This is a genomic window from Methylobacterium sp. P5_C11 (assembly GCF_054049775.1).
On record NZ_JBFULS010000051.1, the window covers coordinates 24770 to 42290 of the forward strand.

10 protein-coding genes and 3 pseudogenes are annotated in these 17521 nt (G+C 66.3%); 12 read left to right on the forward strand and 1 reads right to left on the reverse strand.

From position 1 onward, the window contains the following. Nucleotides 1-185: 185 nt before the first annotated feature. The 6 genes and pseudogenes from ACXJKQ_RS21785 to ACXJKQ_RS21810 all read left to right on the forward strand — a co-directional run bounded on the left by ACXJKQ_RS21785 (nt 186) and on the right by ACXJKQ_RS21810 (nt 8173). A complete protein-coding gene (locus ACXJKQ_RS21785) occupies nt 186-1304 on the forward strand; it encodes an efflux RND transporter periplasmic adaptor subunit (RefSeq protein ID WP_457107782.1) in 1119 nt (372 codons plus the stop codon). Nucleotides 1305-1308: 4 nt separating this feature from the next. Beyond that, nucleotides 1309-4503 carry an efflux RND transporter permease subunit gene (locus ACXJKQ_RS21790; protein WP_457107783.1) on the forward strand — a complete coding sequence of 1065 codons (3195 nt, stop codon included), beginning with the start codon at nt 1309-1311 and terminating at the stop codon, nt 4501-4503. 16 nt (nt 4504-4519) lie between these two features. Then, nucleotides 4520-5359 carry a polyphosphate kinase 2 gene (gene ppk2, locus ACXJKQ_RS21795; protein WP_457107784.1) on the forward strand — a complete coding sequence of 280 codons (840 nt, stop codon included), beginning with the start codon at nt 4520-4522 and terminating at the stop codon, nt 5357-5359. 429 nt (nt 5360-5788) lie between these two features. Next, nucleotides 5789-6859: an AraC family transcriptional regulator gene (locus ACXJKQ_RS21800; protein ID WP_457107785.1), complete on the forward strand. Its 1071-nt coding sequence runs from the start codon at nt 5789-5791 to the stop codon at nt 6857-6859. 35 nt (nt 6860-6894) lie between these two features. Then, nucleotides 6895-7239 carry a PRC-barrel domain containing protein gene (locus tag ACXJKQ_RS21805; RefSeq protein ID WP_457107786.1) on the forward strand — a complete coding sequence of 115 codons (345 nt, stop codon included), beginning with the start codon at nt 6895-6897 and terminating at the stop codon, nt 7237-7239. Nucleotides 7240-7363: 124 nt separating this feature from the next. Beyond that, nucleotides 7364-8173: pseudogene (locus ACXJKQ_RS21810) on the forward strand (universal stress protein). Between the two features lie 57 nt (nt 8174-8230). On the opposite strand, the gene ACXJKQ_RS21815 reads toward ACXJKQ_RS21810, so the two are convergent. Beyond that, on the reverse strand, nt 8231-9085 hold the full coding sequence (locus tag ACXJKQ_RS21815; protein WP_457107787.1) for a DUF4344 domain-containing metallopeptidase: 855 nt from the start codon (nt 9083-9085) through the stop codon (nt 8231-8233). Between the two features lie 464 nt (nt 9086-9549). On the opposite strand from ACXJKQ_RS21815, the pseudogene ACXJKQ_RS21820 reads away from it, so the two are divergent. The 6 genes and pseudogenes from ACXJKQ_RS21820 to ACXJKQ_RS21845 all read left to right on the forward strand — a co-directional run. After that, nucleotides 9550-10326: pseudogene (locus tag ACXJKQ_RS21820) on the forward strand (aspartate-alanine antiporter-like transporter); the annotation flags it as partial. A gap of 379 nt (nt 10327-10705) precedes the next feature. Next, entirely contained in the window at nt 10706-11227 is a 522-nt protein-coding gene (locus ACXJKQ_RS21825; RefSeq protein WP_457107788.1) for an aspartate-alanine antiporter-like transporter, read from the forward strand. Nucleotides 11228-11254: 27 nt separating this feature from the next. Further along, nucleotides 11255-12901, forward strand: a complete 1647-nt coding sequence (locus tag ACXJKQ_RS21830; RefSeq protein WP_457107789.1) for a bifunctional aspartate transaminase/aspartate 4-decarboxylase — start codon at nt 11255-11257, stop codon at nt 12899-12901. 90 nt (nt 12902-12991) lie between these two features. Next, on the forward strand, nt 12992-15181 hold the full coding sequence (locus tag ACXJKQ_RS21835) for a hypothetical protein (protein ID WP_457107790.1): 2190 nt from the start codon (nt 12992-12994) through the stop codon (nt 15179-15181). Between the two features lie 405 nt (nt 15182-15586). Then, entirely contained in the window at nt 15587-16066 is a 480-nt protein-coding gene (locus tag ACXJKQ_RS21840) for a cache domain-containing protein (RefSeq protein ID WP_457107791.1), read from the forward strand. Between the two features lie 1183 nt (nt 16067-17249). Continuing rightward, nucleotides 17250-17521, forward strand: a pseudogene (locus ACXJKQ_RS21845) (Spy/CpxP family protein refolding chaperone); the annotation flags it as partial.

A 17521-nucleotide genomic window follows, 5' to 3' on the forward strand; every position in this document is an offset into this window, starting at 1 on the left:
GCGGCGCGTCACGGGTCACGGTCGGTGACGCGCGGGACCGGCACGACCCGAATCCCCGGCACCGCATCGCGTAAGCTCGGTGGCTGCGTCTTCGGCCCCGGTGAGTCCCACTCGATCAAGCGAAAAGTCCGGTGCCTGCGAAGATGGGGTCGCGCGGCTTTTTCGAGCCGTCGCGAGGCTCGGTCATGGTCCGCTTCCGCTCCCTGGTGCTGGGTCTCCTGCTGACCGCCGGTCTCTGTCCATCGGTCCGCGGCGAGGGCGATCTCAATGCGGCGCTGCCGGTCGGAACGGTCGCGGCCCAGCGCAAGGCTCTCGACAAGGCGCTGGACTTCGTGGGCCGGATCGAGGCCGTGGGCCGCGTCGAGGTGCGCGCCCGCGTGACCGGCTATCTCGAGGCGGTTCTGTTCACCGAGGGCAATCCGATCAAGGCCGGGGCGCCCCTCTATCGGATCGAGCGTGACCTGTTCGTGGCCGCGGTCAAGCAAGCCGAAGGCGCCCTGGAGCGCAGCAAGGCCGCGCAGGCCCTGGCCGCCATCCAGCTGCAGCGCGCCCAGGACCTGCTCGACCGCAACTCGGGAACCGTCGTTGCCCGCGATCAGGCACGCGCCGCCCTCGATCAGGCGAAGGGCGCCGTCACGGGCGACGAGGCCAGTCTCGAGACCGCCCGCATCAATCTCGGCTACACGGATATCACCGCTCCCATCGCCGGCCAGATCGGCCGCACGAGCGTGACGAAGGGCAACGTGGTCGGGCCCGACAGCGGCGTGCTGACCACGATCGTCAGCCAGGACCCGATCTACGTCACCTTCCCGGTGAGCCAGCGCGAGTTCCTGCGCTACCAGCAAGGCGCGAAAAGCCCGGACCGCAGCAAGGTCGGCGTCAGGATCCGGTTCCAGGACGGCTCGGAATACGGCCAGCTGGGCCGGGTCGACTTCGTCAACATCAGCGTCGACCGCACGACCGACACGGTCTCGGTCCGCGCCGTCATGCCGAACCCGGCGGGCGCGCTGCGCGACGGGCAGCTGGTCCGGGTCGCCCTTCAGGTCGGCGAGCCCGAGCAGAAGGTGGTCGTGCCGCAGGCGGCACTCATCGCCGACCAGGGCGGCGTCTACGTCTTCGTCGTGGAGGACGGGCGAGCCGTGATCCGGCGCGTCAAACCCGGTTCCGGCGGCACCGGCCCGGACGCCGTCATCGACGAGGGCCTGTCCGGCGGGGAACTCGTCATCGTCGATGGCCTGCCGCGGGTGCGGCCCGGGATCCCCGTGCGGGCGAACCCGATCGCCCAGTCGGCCAGCAGGACCTGAGGCCATGGTCTCGGCGCTCTTCGTCGACCGCCCGCGCCTCTCGGTGGTCATCGCGATCGTCATAACGATCGCGGGTGCGCTGGCGTTGTTCACCATYCCGGTGGCGCAATACCCCGACATCGTGCCGCCTCAGGTYTCGGTGACGACGATGTATCCCGGCGCCTCGGCCGAGGTGGTGGAATCCACGGTCGCACAGCCCATCGAGTCGCAGGTCGTGGGCGTCGACAAGCTGCTCTACATGAAGAGCGTCAGCGGCAACGACGGCAGCTACACGCTCACCGGATCCTTCGAACTCGGCACCGATCCGGACATCAACGCCGTCAACGTCAACAACCGGGTCCAGATCGCCCTGGCCAAGCTGCCCGAGGACGTTCGCAAGCAGGGGATTACGGTCAAGAAGAAGTCGTCCGCCCTGCTCGGCGTGCTCGCGGTCTACTCGCCCAAGGGTGTTCAGGACCCGCTCTTCATCTCGAACTACGTCACCATCAACCTGCTCGACCGCATCAAGAGCACGCCCGGCGTCGGCGACGCGACCTTGTGGGGGCCGCAGGATTACGCGATGCGGGCCTGGGTGCGGACCGACCAGCTGACCGGGCTCAACCTCACCACGAGCGACGTGATCGACGCGATCAAGGCGCAGAACGTCCAGGCGCCCGTGGGGCGGATCGGTGCCCGGCCGATCTCCAACGCGCAGCAGCTTCAGCTCAGCATCCAGACCCAGGGACGGCTCACCTCGCCCGAGCAGTTCCAGAACATCGTCCTGCGCACGAACCCGGACGGCTCCCTGCTCCGCCTCGGCGACGTCGCCCGGATCGAACTGGGTGCGGCGAGCCTCGACCGTGAGACCCGGCTCAACGGCAGCCCGGCGACCGTCGTGGCGATCTACCAATCGCCGGGCGCCAACGCGATCGCGACGCTCAAGGAGGTCAAGGCCCGCGTCGCGGCGCTCGCCCCCTCCTTCCCGGAGGGGCTGGAGTGGAAGGTCACCTACGACCCGACGGCCTTCATCACCGAGACCGTCCACGAGGTGCAGAAGACCCTGATCGAGGCGTTCGTGCTCGTCGTGGTGGTGGTGTTCCTGTTCCTCGGCAGCCTGCGCGCGACGCTCATCCCGACGCTGGCCGTGCCTGTCAGCCTGATCGGGACCTTCATCGCCCTCAAGGCGGTGGGGTACTCGGCGAACTCCGTCTCGCTGCTCGCCATGGTGCTCGCCATCGGCATCGTGGTCGATGACGCCATCGTGGTCGTCGAGAACGTCGAGCGGGTGATGGAGGAGCATCCCGACCTCTCCCCGCGCGAGGCCACCAAGCGGGCGATGGCCGAGATCACGGCCCCGATCATCGCGATCACCCTGGTCCTGCTCTCGGTCTTCGTGCCGGTCGCCTTCGTGCCCGGCATCTCGGGGGAGCTGTTCCGCCAGTTCGCCGTGGCGGTCGCGGTCTCGATGTTCCTCTCGGCGATCAACGCGCTGACGCTCTCGCCCGCGCTCTGCGGGGTGCTGCTGCGGCCGCACCACGGCCCGCGCCGCGGGATCATGGGCTTCATCATGCGCGCGATCGACGGGGTGCGCGACGGCTACGGCGTGGCGGTCGCCCGCATCGTCCGCCTGTCGATCATCGGTGTCGTGCTGTCGCTCGCGGCGGCCTGGGGCACGGTCGAGCTGGCCAAGATCACGCCCACGGGCTTCCTGCCGGAGGACGATCAGGGCGCGTTCTTCGTGGTCGTGCAACTGCCCGAGGGCGCGTCCGTCGACCGGACCTCGGCGGTCGCGGCGCAAGCCGAGGCGATCCTGCGCGAGGAGCACGCGGTCGCGGACACGACCACGGTCGTCGGCCTCAACTTTATCGACAATTACTCGCAGGGCAGCGCCGCCTTCCAGGTGGTGACGCTCAAGCCCTTCGAGGAGCGGAAGGGCGCGGGCGACGGCGCCGCGGCGCTGATCGCGCGGCTCGGCCAGCGCTTCCGCGAGATCCCCGGCGGCACGGTCGTGCCGATCGCGCCGCCGCCGATCATCGGTCTCGGCACCGGCGGCGGCTTCGCCTACGTTCTGGAGGACCTGCGCGGCGGCGACCCGAAGGAGCTCGCGCAAGTCTTGCGCGGGCTCCTTGTCGCGGCGAACCAGGAGCCGAAGCTCAATCGCGTCTTCAGCACCTTCTCGGCGACGAACCCCTCAGTCTACCTCGATATCGACCGCAACAAGGTCCAGATCCTCGGGGTGTCGCTCGACGCCGTGTTCCAGGCGCTGCAGGCCTCGCTCGGCGGCTACTACATCAATGACATCAACCTGTTCGGCCGCGCGTGGCAGGTCCAGGTCCAGGCCGAGGCGACGGACCGCCAGAAGATCGACGACATCTACCGCATCAACGTGCGCAACAAGGACGGCGGGATGGTCCCGTTGCGCAGCCTCGCGGAGGCCCGCATCGTCGTCGGGCCGCCCGCGCTGATCCGGTACAACAACCTCCGCGCCGTGACGGTGCAGGGCGGCCCCGCGCCGGGCGTCTCCTCGGGCCAGGCGCTCGCGGCCATGGAGGCCGTCGCGGCGCGCACGCTGCCGGCAGGTTTCGGCGGGGAATGGACCGACACCGCTTTCCAAGAGAAGCGGGCAGAGGGCAAGACCGCGATCATCCTGGCCTTCGCGGTGCTGTTCGCCTTCCTGTTCCTGGTCGGCCTGTACGAGAGCTGGACCATCCCGGTGCCCGTGCTGCTCTCCGTGACGGTCGGCATCGTCGGCGCCTACGCGGCGATGGTCTGGGGCAACCTCACCCTCGATCTCTATGCGCAGATCGGCATGGTCGTGCTGATCGGCCTGGCCGCCAAGAACGGCATCCTCATCGTCGAGTTCGCCAAGGAGCAGCGCGAGAAGGGCATACCGCTGCGCGAGGCCGCGACCGAGGGGGCGCGCCTCCGCTTCCGCCCGGTGATGATGACGTCCTTCGCCTTCATCCTCGGGCTCCTCCCACTCGTGATCGCCACGGGCGCCTCGCAGCTCGCCCGGCGCGATGTCGGGACGCCCGTGTTCGGCGGCATGATCGCCGCATCGTTCCTCGGCATCTTCGTGATCCCGCCGCTCTACGTCGTATTCCAGGGCCTGCGCGAGCGGGCGTGGCGCCTCCTGAGCGGCGGGACCGGCAAGACGACCGACACGGCCGCGCAACCCGACGCGCCCGCCGGCACGCCGGGCCATCTCCCGGCGGAATAGCGGAGGTTTGGCCCCCATGGACGGTACGAATCAGGCACGCGCCGCTGAGGGGCGCGTCAATGACGAGCTACCCGGCGAGCGCAGCCGGCTCAAGCGCAATGCCTACGAGCGCGAGTTGCGGAAGCTCCAGGTGCAGCTCTGCCACCTCCAGGCCTGGGTCAAGGCGACCGGCGCACGGATCATCGTGGCGTTCGAGGGGCGCGACGCGGCTGGCAAGGGCGGCACCATCAAGGCGATCACCGAGCGGGTCAGCCCGCGCGTGTTCCGCGTCGTCGCCCTGCCGGCGCCGTCCGATCGCGAGAAGAGCCAGCTTTTCCTTCAGCGCTACATCGCGCACTTTCCGGCTGCGGGCGAGATCGTGATCTTCGACCGCAGCTGGTACAATCGTGCGGGTGTCGAGGCCGTCATGGGGTTTGCCGGCGAGGCCGAGCAGCGCCGCTTCCTGACCCTCTGTCCGCAAATCGAGCAGTTCATCGCCGGGAGCGGGATCCAGCTCATCAAGTTCTGGCTGGAGGTCGGCCGCCAGGAACAGAGGATCCGCTTCGAGGCCCGCATCAGTGATCCGCTCCGGCAGTGGAAGCTGAGCCCGATGGACCTGGAATCTTATCGGCTCTGGTATGATTATTCCCGCGCTCGCGACGCAATGCTTGCGGCAACCGATTCCGACGATCTCCCGTGGTATGTGGTGCGCTCCGACGACAAGCGCAGGGCGCGGCTGAACTGCATCGCGCACCTGCTGCATCTGATCCCCTACCGGGAGCTCAAGCCGGAGCCGGTTGCGCTGCCCAAGCGCTGCAAGAAGAACGCTTACGATGACATGCTGCGCGACCAGCGGTTCGTGCCGGAGCAGTACTGATCCGGCGGCGGGAGCCACCGTTCGCCGTCTGCACGGTGTTGCGGCGATAGAGGATCTCGATCGTGGACGCGACGCACTCAGGCCGGCTGGCGGCGGGACGCGGCCTGCAAAGGCGTGTTCACTCCCGTGAAGGCGCAGTCCCGGCTGCGCGTCGCAGTCGGACTTTGCCGTGAATCCTTTTTCGTCCCAGTATCGGAGTTCTCTGCATCGGGACCGAGCTAACTCTGATGGATCGGCCGGCAAGGTTCCTCGGAGAAATCCTCGCTCGGCCCCGAAAAAGGTCAGGGAGACTCTTACTAGGTTCGGAGCTGTTCCGGTGTCCCGTCCGATCAAGCAATAATTTATGGTTCAGATTAACTGGTGTCGGAGGCTGCGACTATGTCCCTGTCCGCCACGTTGCGCAGCGGCTTCTGCTTGACGGAGGCAGCCTTGGCCGAGCGCGTCCACGCAACCGAGAAAGCGCCCTTGACGAGGTTTGTCCCAGTCGACGACGTCAGGGCGATCCAGGTCGATCTCGCCGAACTCGGCGCCGGCTTCGGCAGCCTCATCGCCGAAGCCGGCCTCGATCCGCAGATAATCGATAGCCGCACGAAGCTCGTCCCGTTCACCGCAGTCGGCCGCCTCATCGCTCTGGCAGCCGATTGCCGGCAACTCGGACTCCTCATCGGGGAGCGCGTCACGCTGGCCTCGCGGTGGCTCCGCGGCTCGATGCTGTGCAACTGCGACACGGTCGGGGACGCTCTGCAGGCCCTCAAGGCTCATCTGTGCGTACAGGACCGGGGCGGCGCGGTCGGGCTGGGCGTCTTCGACGAGATCGCCGTATTCAGCTACACCCCGTATGAGCTCGAGGTTGCCGGAGCCGCCCTCCGTTCCGAGCGGGCCCTGGCCAAGGTGACCAACGTTCTGCGGGCGCTCTGCGGGCCCCGATGGGCGCCGCTGGAGGTGCTGCTGCCGCGCTCCGCGCCGGATGACAGCACGCCATACGGTGCGTTCTTCCGCGCGCCCGTCCGGTTCGATCAGGAAATGACCGCCCTGATTTTTCCGGCGCCCCTCGTGCAGCAGACGATCGCCGGCGCGGACCCGGCCGTTCGCCGACGGGTGGAGGAGCGGATCCGCCGGATCGAGGTCGCCCAGCCCGCCAAGCTCACCGACGAGCTCCGCCACTATCTCCATGCTACGGTGATTAAGCAGCGCTGCAAGGCGGAGCAGATAGCGCGCCTGCGGCTGGTGAACCGCCGCACCCTGAGCCGCCGCCTGAGGGCCGAGGGCACGAGCTTCAGGCAGCTCACCAACGAGGTCCATTTCGCGGTGGCCAAGCAGCTTTTGGCCGACACGAGCATGAACCTGACGCAGATTTCGGCGGCCCTGAACTTCTCCGAGCTTGCCGCCTTCACGCATGCCTTTCGGCGCTGGTCGGGCATGGCGCCCAGCACATGGCGGAAGGAGAAGCGATCGGAGACGAACAGCCCCGTCGACAGTGACAAGCCTCAGGCGGGTTAGAGGAGGGACAAGGGATGCGCCAACCCGCTCGCATCTTGGTCTGCGCCCTCATCCTGTTCGCCGGCGCCGCGCGCGCGCAGGAAGCCCGCCCGCTGATCGCGATGCAGGCGGATTCGCACATGCAGATGGCCGCGGCGTCGCTGATCCCGACCCTCCGGGGACGGTGGCTCCACGCCGATCACAAACTCGTCGTGGGGCGCGTGCAGGATGTCAGGGTCTCGCAGGACGGCCATACGCTGATCGGCGTGGTCGCCCGCCGACGATGGCTCGGTGGCGGGGAGATCGGCATCCCGGTCCCAAAGCTGCATCAGTTCAACAATGACCTGATCGTCAGCGGCACAGGCGAAGATATCCGGCAAGCTCCCGTGATCGGGCCTTGAGAAAGGCTCTTCAGCTGAGCGCCATGGTTTTTCCAGGACCGCAACCTGGGCGCACGCCGACTGCGGCGCCGCCGGCAAAGCTGACTGCCCGACCTTTTTTAACGGCTTGACGAGAGTTGTTGAGATGACCATCGCCAACATCCTGGTTTCACTTGACCTTGGCGCGGCAGCCGCTACCCGCGTCCACCTTTCGGCGCATCTCGCGAAGCGCTTCGAGGCCATGCTGACCGGTGTCGCTGCGCGCAAGATTCCAAATCCTGGCCCCGGCCACGACCTGGCTGAGATTCAGGCGGACTATAACGAGGAGCAAGCCAAGCTCGCGAGGGATTTGGAGCGATGCCGGGATCTTTTCGAGCAGAATTCCGGCGCGGATGTCCCGACCAGCTGGTTACAAGCGGAGGCCAACGCGGCAGACTTTCTGGTGCGGTAGGCGCTGGCTGCGGACGTCGTTGTCGTCGGGCGCGAGAGTGATGAAGGCATCGGCGAGATGAGCGCCCTGCCCGGCGCGGTCCTGATGGAAGTCGGGCGTCCGGTCCTGATGACTCCACCCGGCTCGGATGACCTCAGGGCCGAACGGATCGTCGTCGCTTGGAAAGATGCGCCGGAGGCACGTCGCGCGGTCTCGGCTGCGCTGCCTTTCCTCCGTCGCGCGAAGCACGTCTCCGTCGTCAGTGCGGGCGAGGAATCCCGATCCGATGGTGTCGGCCGCGTCGCGGAGTTTCTGACCCGTCACGGCGCATAGGTCAGCCAGCACCTGTTGGATGCGACCGCTCGGAATGTCGCGGATGAAATCCTGCGCTTCGTAGACCAAGCGGATGCGGATCTTGTGGTTATGGGCGGATATGGCCGGTCCCGATTGCGGGAATGGTTGTTCGGCGGCGTCACGCGCGACTTCTTGAAACGTTCGTCGGTCTGCTGCCTGATGAGCCACTGATGACCAGTTCGCGGCGTATACACCGCCGGTTATCGCCCGACGACAGCGGCGGCCGGTCTACGGGGCACGCGACTGCCACGCGCGCCGCAGGCGCGCGCCGCGATGCAGGCGGACCCGTAGGTGCGGGCCGATCAGCCTCTCGAAGGCGTAAGCGACCTGCTTATACTCCTCTCCGCACGTCGCGGCCCGCTCGCTCGGCAGATAGCCCTTTGCAACGATGTCGGGGTAGCGGCGGGGATCGGAGCCGTAGGCGAGGCAGACGAGGCTGTAGAATCTCTGCCACGACAGGCCGTGCACGTTGGCGAAACTGCTTCTGTCGATCGCTTCCTGCCGCCCCAGCGTCACGAAGAAGTACCCGCTCCCGCCGATGAGATCCCGCGCCTGCGCAGGGGCGAGGTGGAGCAGGAGGAGGGCTGCGAGTTGATCGGCTGCATCCTCCTCGCGCCCGAAGATCGGGACGCGCAGCAGGTGGAACAGGGCATGTCCGGTCTCGTGGACGAGGATCTGGGCCACCGGCCCGCGGATCGCCTGCTCCTGGGTGACGCCGGCCGCAGAGGCCTCGCGCGGCGCGAGAGCGACGATGCCCGCGACCAACTCGTAGCACATCGTGACGGCGCGGCTTTCGGGATCGTACCAGGCGTTCGCCTCGCCGCCGCACCCCTTCACCCGGAGCGTCAAACGACCGGGGAGCCGGACCAGACGAACGACCGCGCCGAGTCGCTCCAACACGCGCTGCCGCCGCAGTCTCCGGTAGATCTCGCGATGCGCGGGGTCGGTAGGCTGCACGTAGGTCACGACGACGCCGCCGCGGCCGTGCCGCGCAGGCGTGGCATGGACGGGAGCAACCAATAAAAGGAGGAGGGCCGTCAGTAGGACCCTGGGGATCGCCCGACGACCGACGCGGTTGACCATGGCGCCGTCCTGTCCCGGTCCTCTAAGCCCAGAAACCACCCTCGCCTGAAGGCGCTGTGCTATGTCCATGATGCGCACCCGGTGGAAGAAGACTCTGTGGGTGGTTAGATCTGCTCGGGTTGTGGTGCGACGGTTCGGATCCGAGATGCGGCTCGATGCGGGGTCGCCGGAATGGTCCCGCCAGACGCCACGCCGCATTGCAGTGACAATCTAAATTGCAGTCGCCTTCATTTTGAACTAGATTGCCGGATGACAGATTAAGACATTTTTCCAACGAGATAGTCATCTGTCCCAAACGATCAAGCGGCGTGTATTCATCCCATTATAGCTTCTGATGGTCGCAGCTTCCAATCAGGTTCACGCCTCGGCGGGGTCTGGCGGGTAGTGCGGCAGGATTGGAAACTGTCGTCCGTTCGTCTGGAATCGCCGATTCAAGGACGAGCGACCGGATAGGGAAACATCCTATGGCCGATTGGCTCGTCAGGACCTTTCAGACCTATCCCGAGCTGGCGATTTTCCTGTCCCTTGCGATCGGATTTGCAATCGGCCCTCGAAAAATCGCGGGCTTCAGCCTCGGGAACGTCACCGCGACCCTGCTCGCCGCGGTCGCCATCGGTCAGCTGGGGATCGCCATCTCACCCAACGTCAAATCGACCTTCTTCATCCTGTTCATCTTCGCCGTCGGATACGGGGTCGGACCGCAATTCGTGAGCGGCCTGACCAAAGAGGGTCCGCGGCAGATCGGCTTCTCGCTCGTTGTCCTGGTCCTCTGCCTGCTCTCGCCCGTGCTCTGCGCGAAGCTCGCTGGCCTCGATCTCGGATACGCCGCGGGGTTGTACGCCGGCTCGCAGACCATCTCCGCCTCGATTGGTGTCGCATCCGACCAGATCTCGCGGCTCGACATGCCGGCCGACCAAGCCAAGACCTATCTCGATCAGATCCCGATCGGTTACGCAGTCACCTATATTTTCGGCACGATTGGGTCAGCGATCATACTAGCGCAGCTCGGACCGAAGCTGATCGGCGTCGATCTGGAGAAGGCCTGCAAAGACTACGAGCAGACGATGGGCGGCCAAGTGAGCGAGGGAGGCCTCATCTCGGCGATCCGCCACATCGAGTTACGGGCGTACCGGGTACCCGACGACGACAGTATCGTCGGCCGTCCGGTGCGGGACATATGGCCGGGGATGCGCGTCTTCGTTGAGCGCGTTCGGCGCGGCGATCAGATCATCGAGGCCGATGGCGAGACCATGCTGCGGCCGGACGACGTCGTCGCGGTCTCCGGTCATCGCGAGCGCCTCGTCGATACCCTCAATCCCATGCTGGAGGAGGTCCAGGACCGGGAGCTCCTCAACGTTCCGGCAGAAGTTGTCGACGTTCTCGTAACGAATCGAGCCATCGCCGGCAAGAATCTCGAGGAGCTGGCGACCCACGATTGGGCGCGCGGCGTCTATCTTCGCAAGATCATGCGAAACATGGTCGAACTCCCGGTGTTGCCCCGGACCGAGATCCTGCGCGGCGACATCCTGACGCTTGCCGGAGGCCACCGGCACGTCGAAGCGGCGATCGGGCACCTCGGCTACCCGGACAGGACGGTTGAGACGACCGATATCGCTTTTCTTGCCATGGGCATCGTCCTCGGGGGGGCTCGTCGGCGCGCTGAGCTACAAGATCGGCGGCATCCCGATCAGCCTGTCGACCTCCGGCGGCGCCTTGCTGGCCGGCTTGGTGCTCGGTTGGCTGCGGACGGTMCGTCCGATCTTCGGGCGCATCCCGGGGCCGGCCCTGTGGCTACTGAACACGCTGGGCCTCAACGTGTTCATCGCCGTCGTCGGCATCAGCGCCGGTCCGGGCTTCGTGGCGGGTGTCCAGGCTGTGGGCCTGAGTCTTCTTCTCTGGGGCGCACTGGCGACCGCTATCCCGATGGTCCTGTCGGTCTACATCGGCCGGTACATCTTCAAGTTCCACCCTGCCATCCTGTTCGGTGCCTGCGCGGGCGTACGGACCACCACCGCGGCCCTCGGCATGGTCCAGGAAGCCGCCAAGAGCAAGATCCCAGCTCTTGGCTACGGCATGCCCTACGCCATCGGCAACACCGTACTTACCATCTACGGAATGGTAATCGTGCTCATCTTTTCTTGAGACCCCCCGAAGCGCCGGAGTATTGTCATGACAGGATCATTCGATCTACAGGACTTCGAGTCGCTTAGCCCCTTCGAGATCAAGGACGAGCTGATCAAACTGGCAAAGGACACGTCTCGCCGAACACAATCGGCCTTTCTCAATGCGGGACGAGGTAACCCGAACTGGGTCGCCACGACGCCACGCGACGCCTTTTTCCTCCTCGGCCAATTCGCGATGACCGAAAGCCGGCGCGTGATGAGCCACCCCGCCGGGCTCGGCGGCATGCCGCAGGCAACCGGCAGTGCCGAACGCCTGGACGCGTGGCTGCATCAGCACGCCGATCAACCGGGCGCCGACTTCCTGACCGCCCTCGTTCCCTACGCGACGACAACGTTCGCCTTCGAGCCGGACGCCTTCGTGCACGAACTCGTCGACTCGATCGTCGGAGACAACTACCCTGTTCCCGATCGGATGCTCGTGCACAACGAGCGCATCGTGCACGAATACCTGATGTGGGCAATGTGCGGGTCGCGTAAGCCGCCGGGCCGGTTCGATCTCTACGCGGTCGAAGGCGGAACGGCGGCGATGTGCTACCTGTTCAAGTCGCTCAAGGCCAACCGGCTTCTGATGCCGGGCGACACGATCGCCCTCGGCACGCCGATCTTCACGCCTTATCTCGAGATGACGCATCTCGAGGACTACGCCCTCGACGTTGTCCACATCAAGGCGCCGCAGGAGAACAAATTTCAGTACACGGACGCCGAGATCGACAAGCTCCTCGATCCCAAGGTCAAGGCCTTCTTCGTGGTCAACCCCGGCAACCCGACCGGGATGGCCCTGAGCCCCGAGACGATCGCCAAAATCACCGCATTGGTCAGGGACAAGCGACCCGATCTGATGATCCTGACCGATGACGTCTACGGCACGTTCGTACATGATTTCCGATCGCTCATGGCAGAGCTGCCGCACAACACCATCGGCGTCTACTCTTTCTCCAAGTACTTCGGCTGCACCGGCTGGCGGCTCGGCGCGATCGCGATCCATGAGGATAATATCTTCGACAGGGCCATCGCGAAGCTGCCGCCCGAGGTCACCGCCGATCTCGACAAGCGCTACGGGCCGCTGACACTGGAGCCCCGCAAGCTCAAGTTCATCGACCGCATCGTCGCCGACAGTCGTGACATCGCGCTCAACCACACCGCCGGCCTGTCCCTGCCGCAGCAAGTGATGATGAGCCTGTTCTCGCTCGCCGAGCTGATGGACGAGAACAAGATCTATCAGGACGCATGCATGGAGATCGTCAACCGGCGCGCTTGGTCGATGATCGAGGGACTCGGCCTTCAGCTCACGCCCAACCCGAATTACGATGCCTATTATGGGCTGATCGATTTCGAGTTCTGGGCTCGCAAGAACATCGGCGAAGAGGCTGTGGCCTACCTGAAGCGCAACGTCCATCCCCTCGACCTCGCCTTCCGGCTTGCCGAGGTCCACGGCATCGTGCTGCTCAACGGCGGCGGCTTCGAAGCCCCCGACTGGTCCCTGCGGGTGTCCCTCGCCAACCTGCCCGACGAGGCTTACGCCGATATCGGACGCGGCGTCCGTGCCGTCGCGCGCGGGTATCGGGATGCCTACGAGGCTGCCAAGCGCGCCGCCCCGGCGGAGATCGAGGTCGAGCACGTCCCGGCTGAGTGACCTGCCCGATGTTCCGGTGTCGGGATCGCGCGGGTCCCGGGCCTGTTGATCGCATTTCCTGTCCGCACCGGCATGGTCGAGGCGCCGACGATGGCTTTCGTTGATGGAGCGAATGCCGCGATCGGCCTCCCGACGGCCCGGCTCCACTCGTCCCCAGGCAGCCGCTGCGCGTGGCGCGTGCTCGCGGCGGCGCTGCTCTGCCTGGGGGCGCAGGGTGCCGTAGCACGGACAATCTACGTTACGCCGGCGGGGTCGGGACCGGGATACGGTGCGGACGGCCGGATGGTCGCCCCGCAGACGCAAGCCTTCTCGACTGCGGCGATGCGGGGACTAAGCCCGGGCGACGTCGTCCAACTCCTCGCCGACAATCCGGATCCGGCCGTTGCGGCGCTCTACCGAGAGCGGATCGTGTTGTCCGGCCTTGGACAGCGAGACGCGCTGCCGATCCTGGTTAAGGGGCTCGGTCAGCGCACCCGGCTGGTCGGACGCACGGTCGCGGAGATACGCGGCTGCCCGATGCCCGAGGACGACGTCGAGCAGGCCTGCGGCGGCCTCGCGATGGCCCTTGCGGCCCCCCGGGCTCCGGATCTGCTCGGCGCTCTGACCACGCCGACCGCGACCGACGAGCGCGAGCGCAGCCGCCGCTCGCGGCTCGCCATACCGATCGGTCGTGCGGGGCGGCTGGCAGAGGCAGCCTGCCTCGATATCGAGCGGGCTGACGGCGTCACGATCGAGGATCTGACCTTTGACGGATGCTGGCTCGCGGCGGTCCGCGCGATTGGCAGCCGCCGCGTCACGCTGCGTCGCTCGCTCGTGATCGGAAGCAGCTACGGTCTGGCGGCACGCGGCAGCCCGGAGCACCCTGCCGATTCTCTCGTGGTCGAGGACGTGACATGGGTGCAGGACGCGAGCGGCTTCGACGCCGCGGCCCTGACGCGCGAGGGGCCGTTCCGCTGCGCCGACGGCCGCGTCAGCCCGCTCGGCTGCCCGGGGCTGCTCTGGCGGAGCATTCCTTGGGGCGTGAGCCACCACGGCGCCTATGATCACTTCAACGGCGCGCTCCTCGGCGCAACCGATGTGCGGGGGCCGATCATCTTTCGCCGCAACAGTGTCGTTTCGGCCTACAATGGCGTGCGGCTGAAGGCGGCCGCCTGCGATGACCGCAAGGCTGCGGATCTCTCACCGGAGACCTGCCCGTTCAATCAGGACATCTGGATCTACGACAACCTGTTCGCTTACGTGCGCGACAACCCCGTCGAACTGGAGACTTGGGCGACGGACGTTCGGATCTACCGCAACCGGATCGTCAATGCCCACGCGTGGTTCTCGTTCGACGAGATGGGCGGCGGCCCCATCTACATCTATGGCAATCGCGGCTGGTTCGACGACGTCCCCGCGACCGCCTTGCCGGATCGTTCACCGTTCCCGCCGCCCTGCACACGCCATCCCGTCGACAAACCGGCCGCCGGGGGGGCGTTCGATCCGAAGCTGGACCGCCGGTACGACTTCCCGCGCGCCCGCTGGCTTCCGGTGGGCGTCGAGAGCATCGGTCCGGGCGGTGCCGTCTCCTGGATGGATCCCCTCGACCAGACCTGTGAGGCAAGCCTCCAGGGCCGCGTCGTCAAGCTCGCGCTCCCGCCGCGGGATGCGGAGCCCGGGACCTACCGCTATGCGGAGCGCGGCGCGATCTACCTGTTCAACAACAGCTGGTACCTGCGCTCGCCCGTGACCGGGATCGGCGCGGCCGCCAATGTCAGGCATTGGAACAACGCCCTGCTGTTCTGCGAGGACGGCGTGCCCGGCTACGATAAGGAAGTGTGCCGGCCGAGACCCGAGACGTTCGATGTGAGCACCTGCGGACGCGGCGTCGTCGGTGGGGACGGCCTCGCCCGCTATCTCGGCGAAGCCGGAACGCTGCCGTTCTTCGACTGCTTCCGGTGGCTGCCCGTCGACGAGTCCGGACGCGATCTCCCGGCGCTCGCGAGCGTCTTCGATTACGATGTCAGCAGCAACGGCTTTCCGATCGCGCTCCAGCGCGAGCACGGGATCGAGTCCCACGGGCGTACCGGCAATCCGGGCTTCACGGCACCCGAGCGCGGGGACTTTCGGCTCATCCCGGGCGCGCTGGCGGCAACGTCGGGATGCACGGTGACGGAGATTTCAAATCATGATCTCGTCTGCGCGGAAACGACAGGAGGACAGGCATTCGCCGGTGCATTCGGCCCTGACGGCCACCTCTATGAGGGACCCGCTTCAGCGCGATTTCGACTGCCGGAATAGGTCGCGCCTGTAGGGTTCGGCGCACCCCGGTCCTGCCTGTACGCGGGCTGACCGACGCGTGGTTCTATGCCTGATGAAGTCAGGCGTATTGCCTAGGCGCGGCGCCCTATCCTCCGCTTGAGGCGCCGTTCGGAAATCGGCAGGTCTCTATCAGGCGAGGCGGCGCACGAACGTGGCCTCTGCCGCCGGTCGAACACGCTAATAAGCGTCAAGGCTCGCAGCAGGACTTCTTAGACCCCAATGGGGCGGATTGCCGGGCCGTTCCGGAACGGGCGTGCTTCCGGCGAGCCTCCTGGGTGACGCACGCACCGGTCGGGTCCAGATGTCACGCGGGACTGGTTCGAGCCACGCCGGAACTGAACTCGCATCGTGCCTCATCGAAATGACGCGACGGGAGGCGGCAACATGTTCAAGACGTTGGCGGCATGTCTGATGTTGCTGATCCTGGTCGCCCCATCTCCTGTTCTCGGGCGAGGGAAATTCTCAATTTCACATCAAGCGGCGGAGGTCGAGTCCCTGGTCAACAAGGCCTCCGACGTTCTAGTGGAACGGGGCAGCGAAGCCTTTGCGGACTTCAGGACGAAAGGCAGCTCTTGGCGATACGCGGATGTCTACCTGTTCGTGGTCGACATGAACGGCATCGTGCTGTTCAACGCCGCTCGCCTGGACCGCGAAGAACGGGACTTCCTCGACGACCGCGATGCTGACGGAAAGCGGTTCCACAGAGACTTCATCCAAGTCGTCAAGACGTTTGGCTCCGGCTGGGTCGGTTACATGTTCCCCAAGCCCGGACAGTCCCATGCCCACGTGAAGTGGAGCTACATCTGCGCGACGCGCGTCGACGGCGTCGACGCACTCGTGGGGGCGGGTGTCTATGTCGATTGACGCCGCCATCGTCCCCGACGGAACGGCGAGGACAGGAGATGAGCTCATCGGCGCAGCCGCAAGGTTTTCAAAGGTCTGATATGATCTCGTAAGTGATGCCTCGTCGATGACATCCCGGGCGGCTGCCAAGCGGCGGCAGGAGCCTGTCCCCTTTCACAACTGACCTTATCCGATGCAGACGGGCCGCTTTCGGCCAGACTACGTCAGATCGGAATGCCGTCGCACGTAGAACCGGACCGTGGGTTTCGCGCCCTTCCCGGTCATTCCGGGACCGTCGGACGCTCCTCCCGTGCTGACATTCATGCGACCGCTTCGATCCGGAGCCATTCGCATAACGGGCGGAACACTGTTAGCGAAATCGCAGTCATGCAGCGAGAGCGGCAGAGCGTGAGGTGCGCGTCGTGCCAACTGAGCGTTCGGCGAACCGCACGGCGAGTCGGTAGAGGTTGAGTGCCGYGGCGATGGCAACGGCTCTGCACGCTGGTAGGGTTCTCGCGCGCCCCGACGGCCTGTGAGCACAACCAGCTGCTCGTCAACTGCTTCGGACCCCCGTCGAACCAAAAAAGAGAGCGCGGCGGCAGCGGTCTTTCTGTGTCTCGGCTCCGAGTTTGCGACGCGTCCGAGGCTCATGCCCGCAGCCGCAAATTCCCGTAGTAAAGACCCTGTTGATCAAGCAGGCCGTCCGGAACAGTGATCTACCTCCAGAACGGCTGCGGTCCCGGGGCAGATGAAGCTTCGCTCTCGTCACGCCCGCGGCGCGGCAGACCTTGTGCCGCGGACGGATAATCTCGCCTCTCCCGCGCCATGACTCGCCGGAGTCCGATCACGACCGAGGCGCACCGGGGGCGATACGGGGCTGAACCGAGGGAGATGACCATGCTGTGCCGTCATGTGTCCGGACTCTTCGTCCTCGCCGCGTTGACTTTGGTCCCGCTGGGCGCCGCTCGGGCCGCCCCCTTGAGCTATCTCCGACCCGCGGTCCAGGCGACCGCGGTGTCCGATCGGCTGGTCATCAAGACCGTGACGGCGGTCGGGATGGCACACCGGTCGGCTCGCAGGACGGCCCGGCGCGTCAGCCGGCGTCACGCGTACTGACATCCGCTCCGTCTCCTCGGAACAGACCGATGACGGACACCTTGGCCCGGGCTGTCGCCCGGACGCTCTACCCGGATAGGAGGCCGATATGCAGAAGCGCTTGATTCCCATGGCTGCCGTCTTCGTGCTCGCCGGAGGCCCGTTGGCCTTGGCGGAGGACGTGTCCCGCACCGGCGCGCTCGCTGAGACTGGAAAGCTGACCCAGACGGACTTCAAGGCCCTGACCGATGCCCGGATCGGGGTGGTGAAGGCCGCCCTCCAGCTCACGCCCGACCAGCAGAAGTACTGGCCGGCCATCGAGGAGGCCATCCGCACGCGCGCCGATGCGCGCTACACCCGGCTGTCCAACCTGCAGGGACG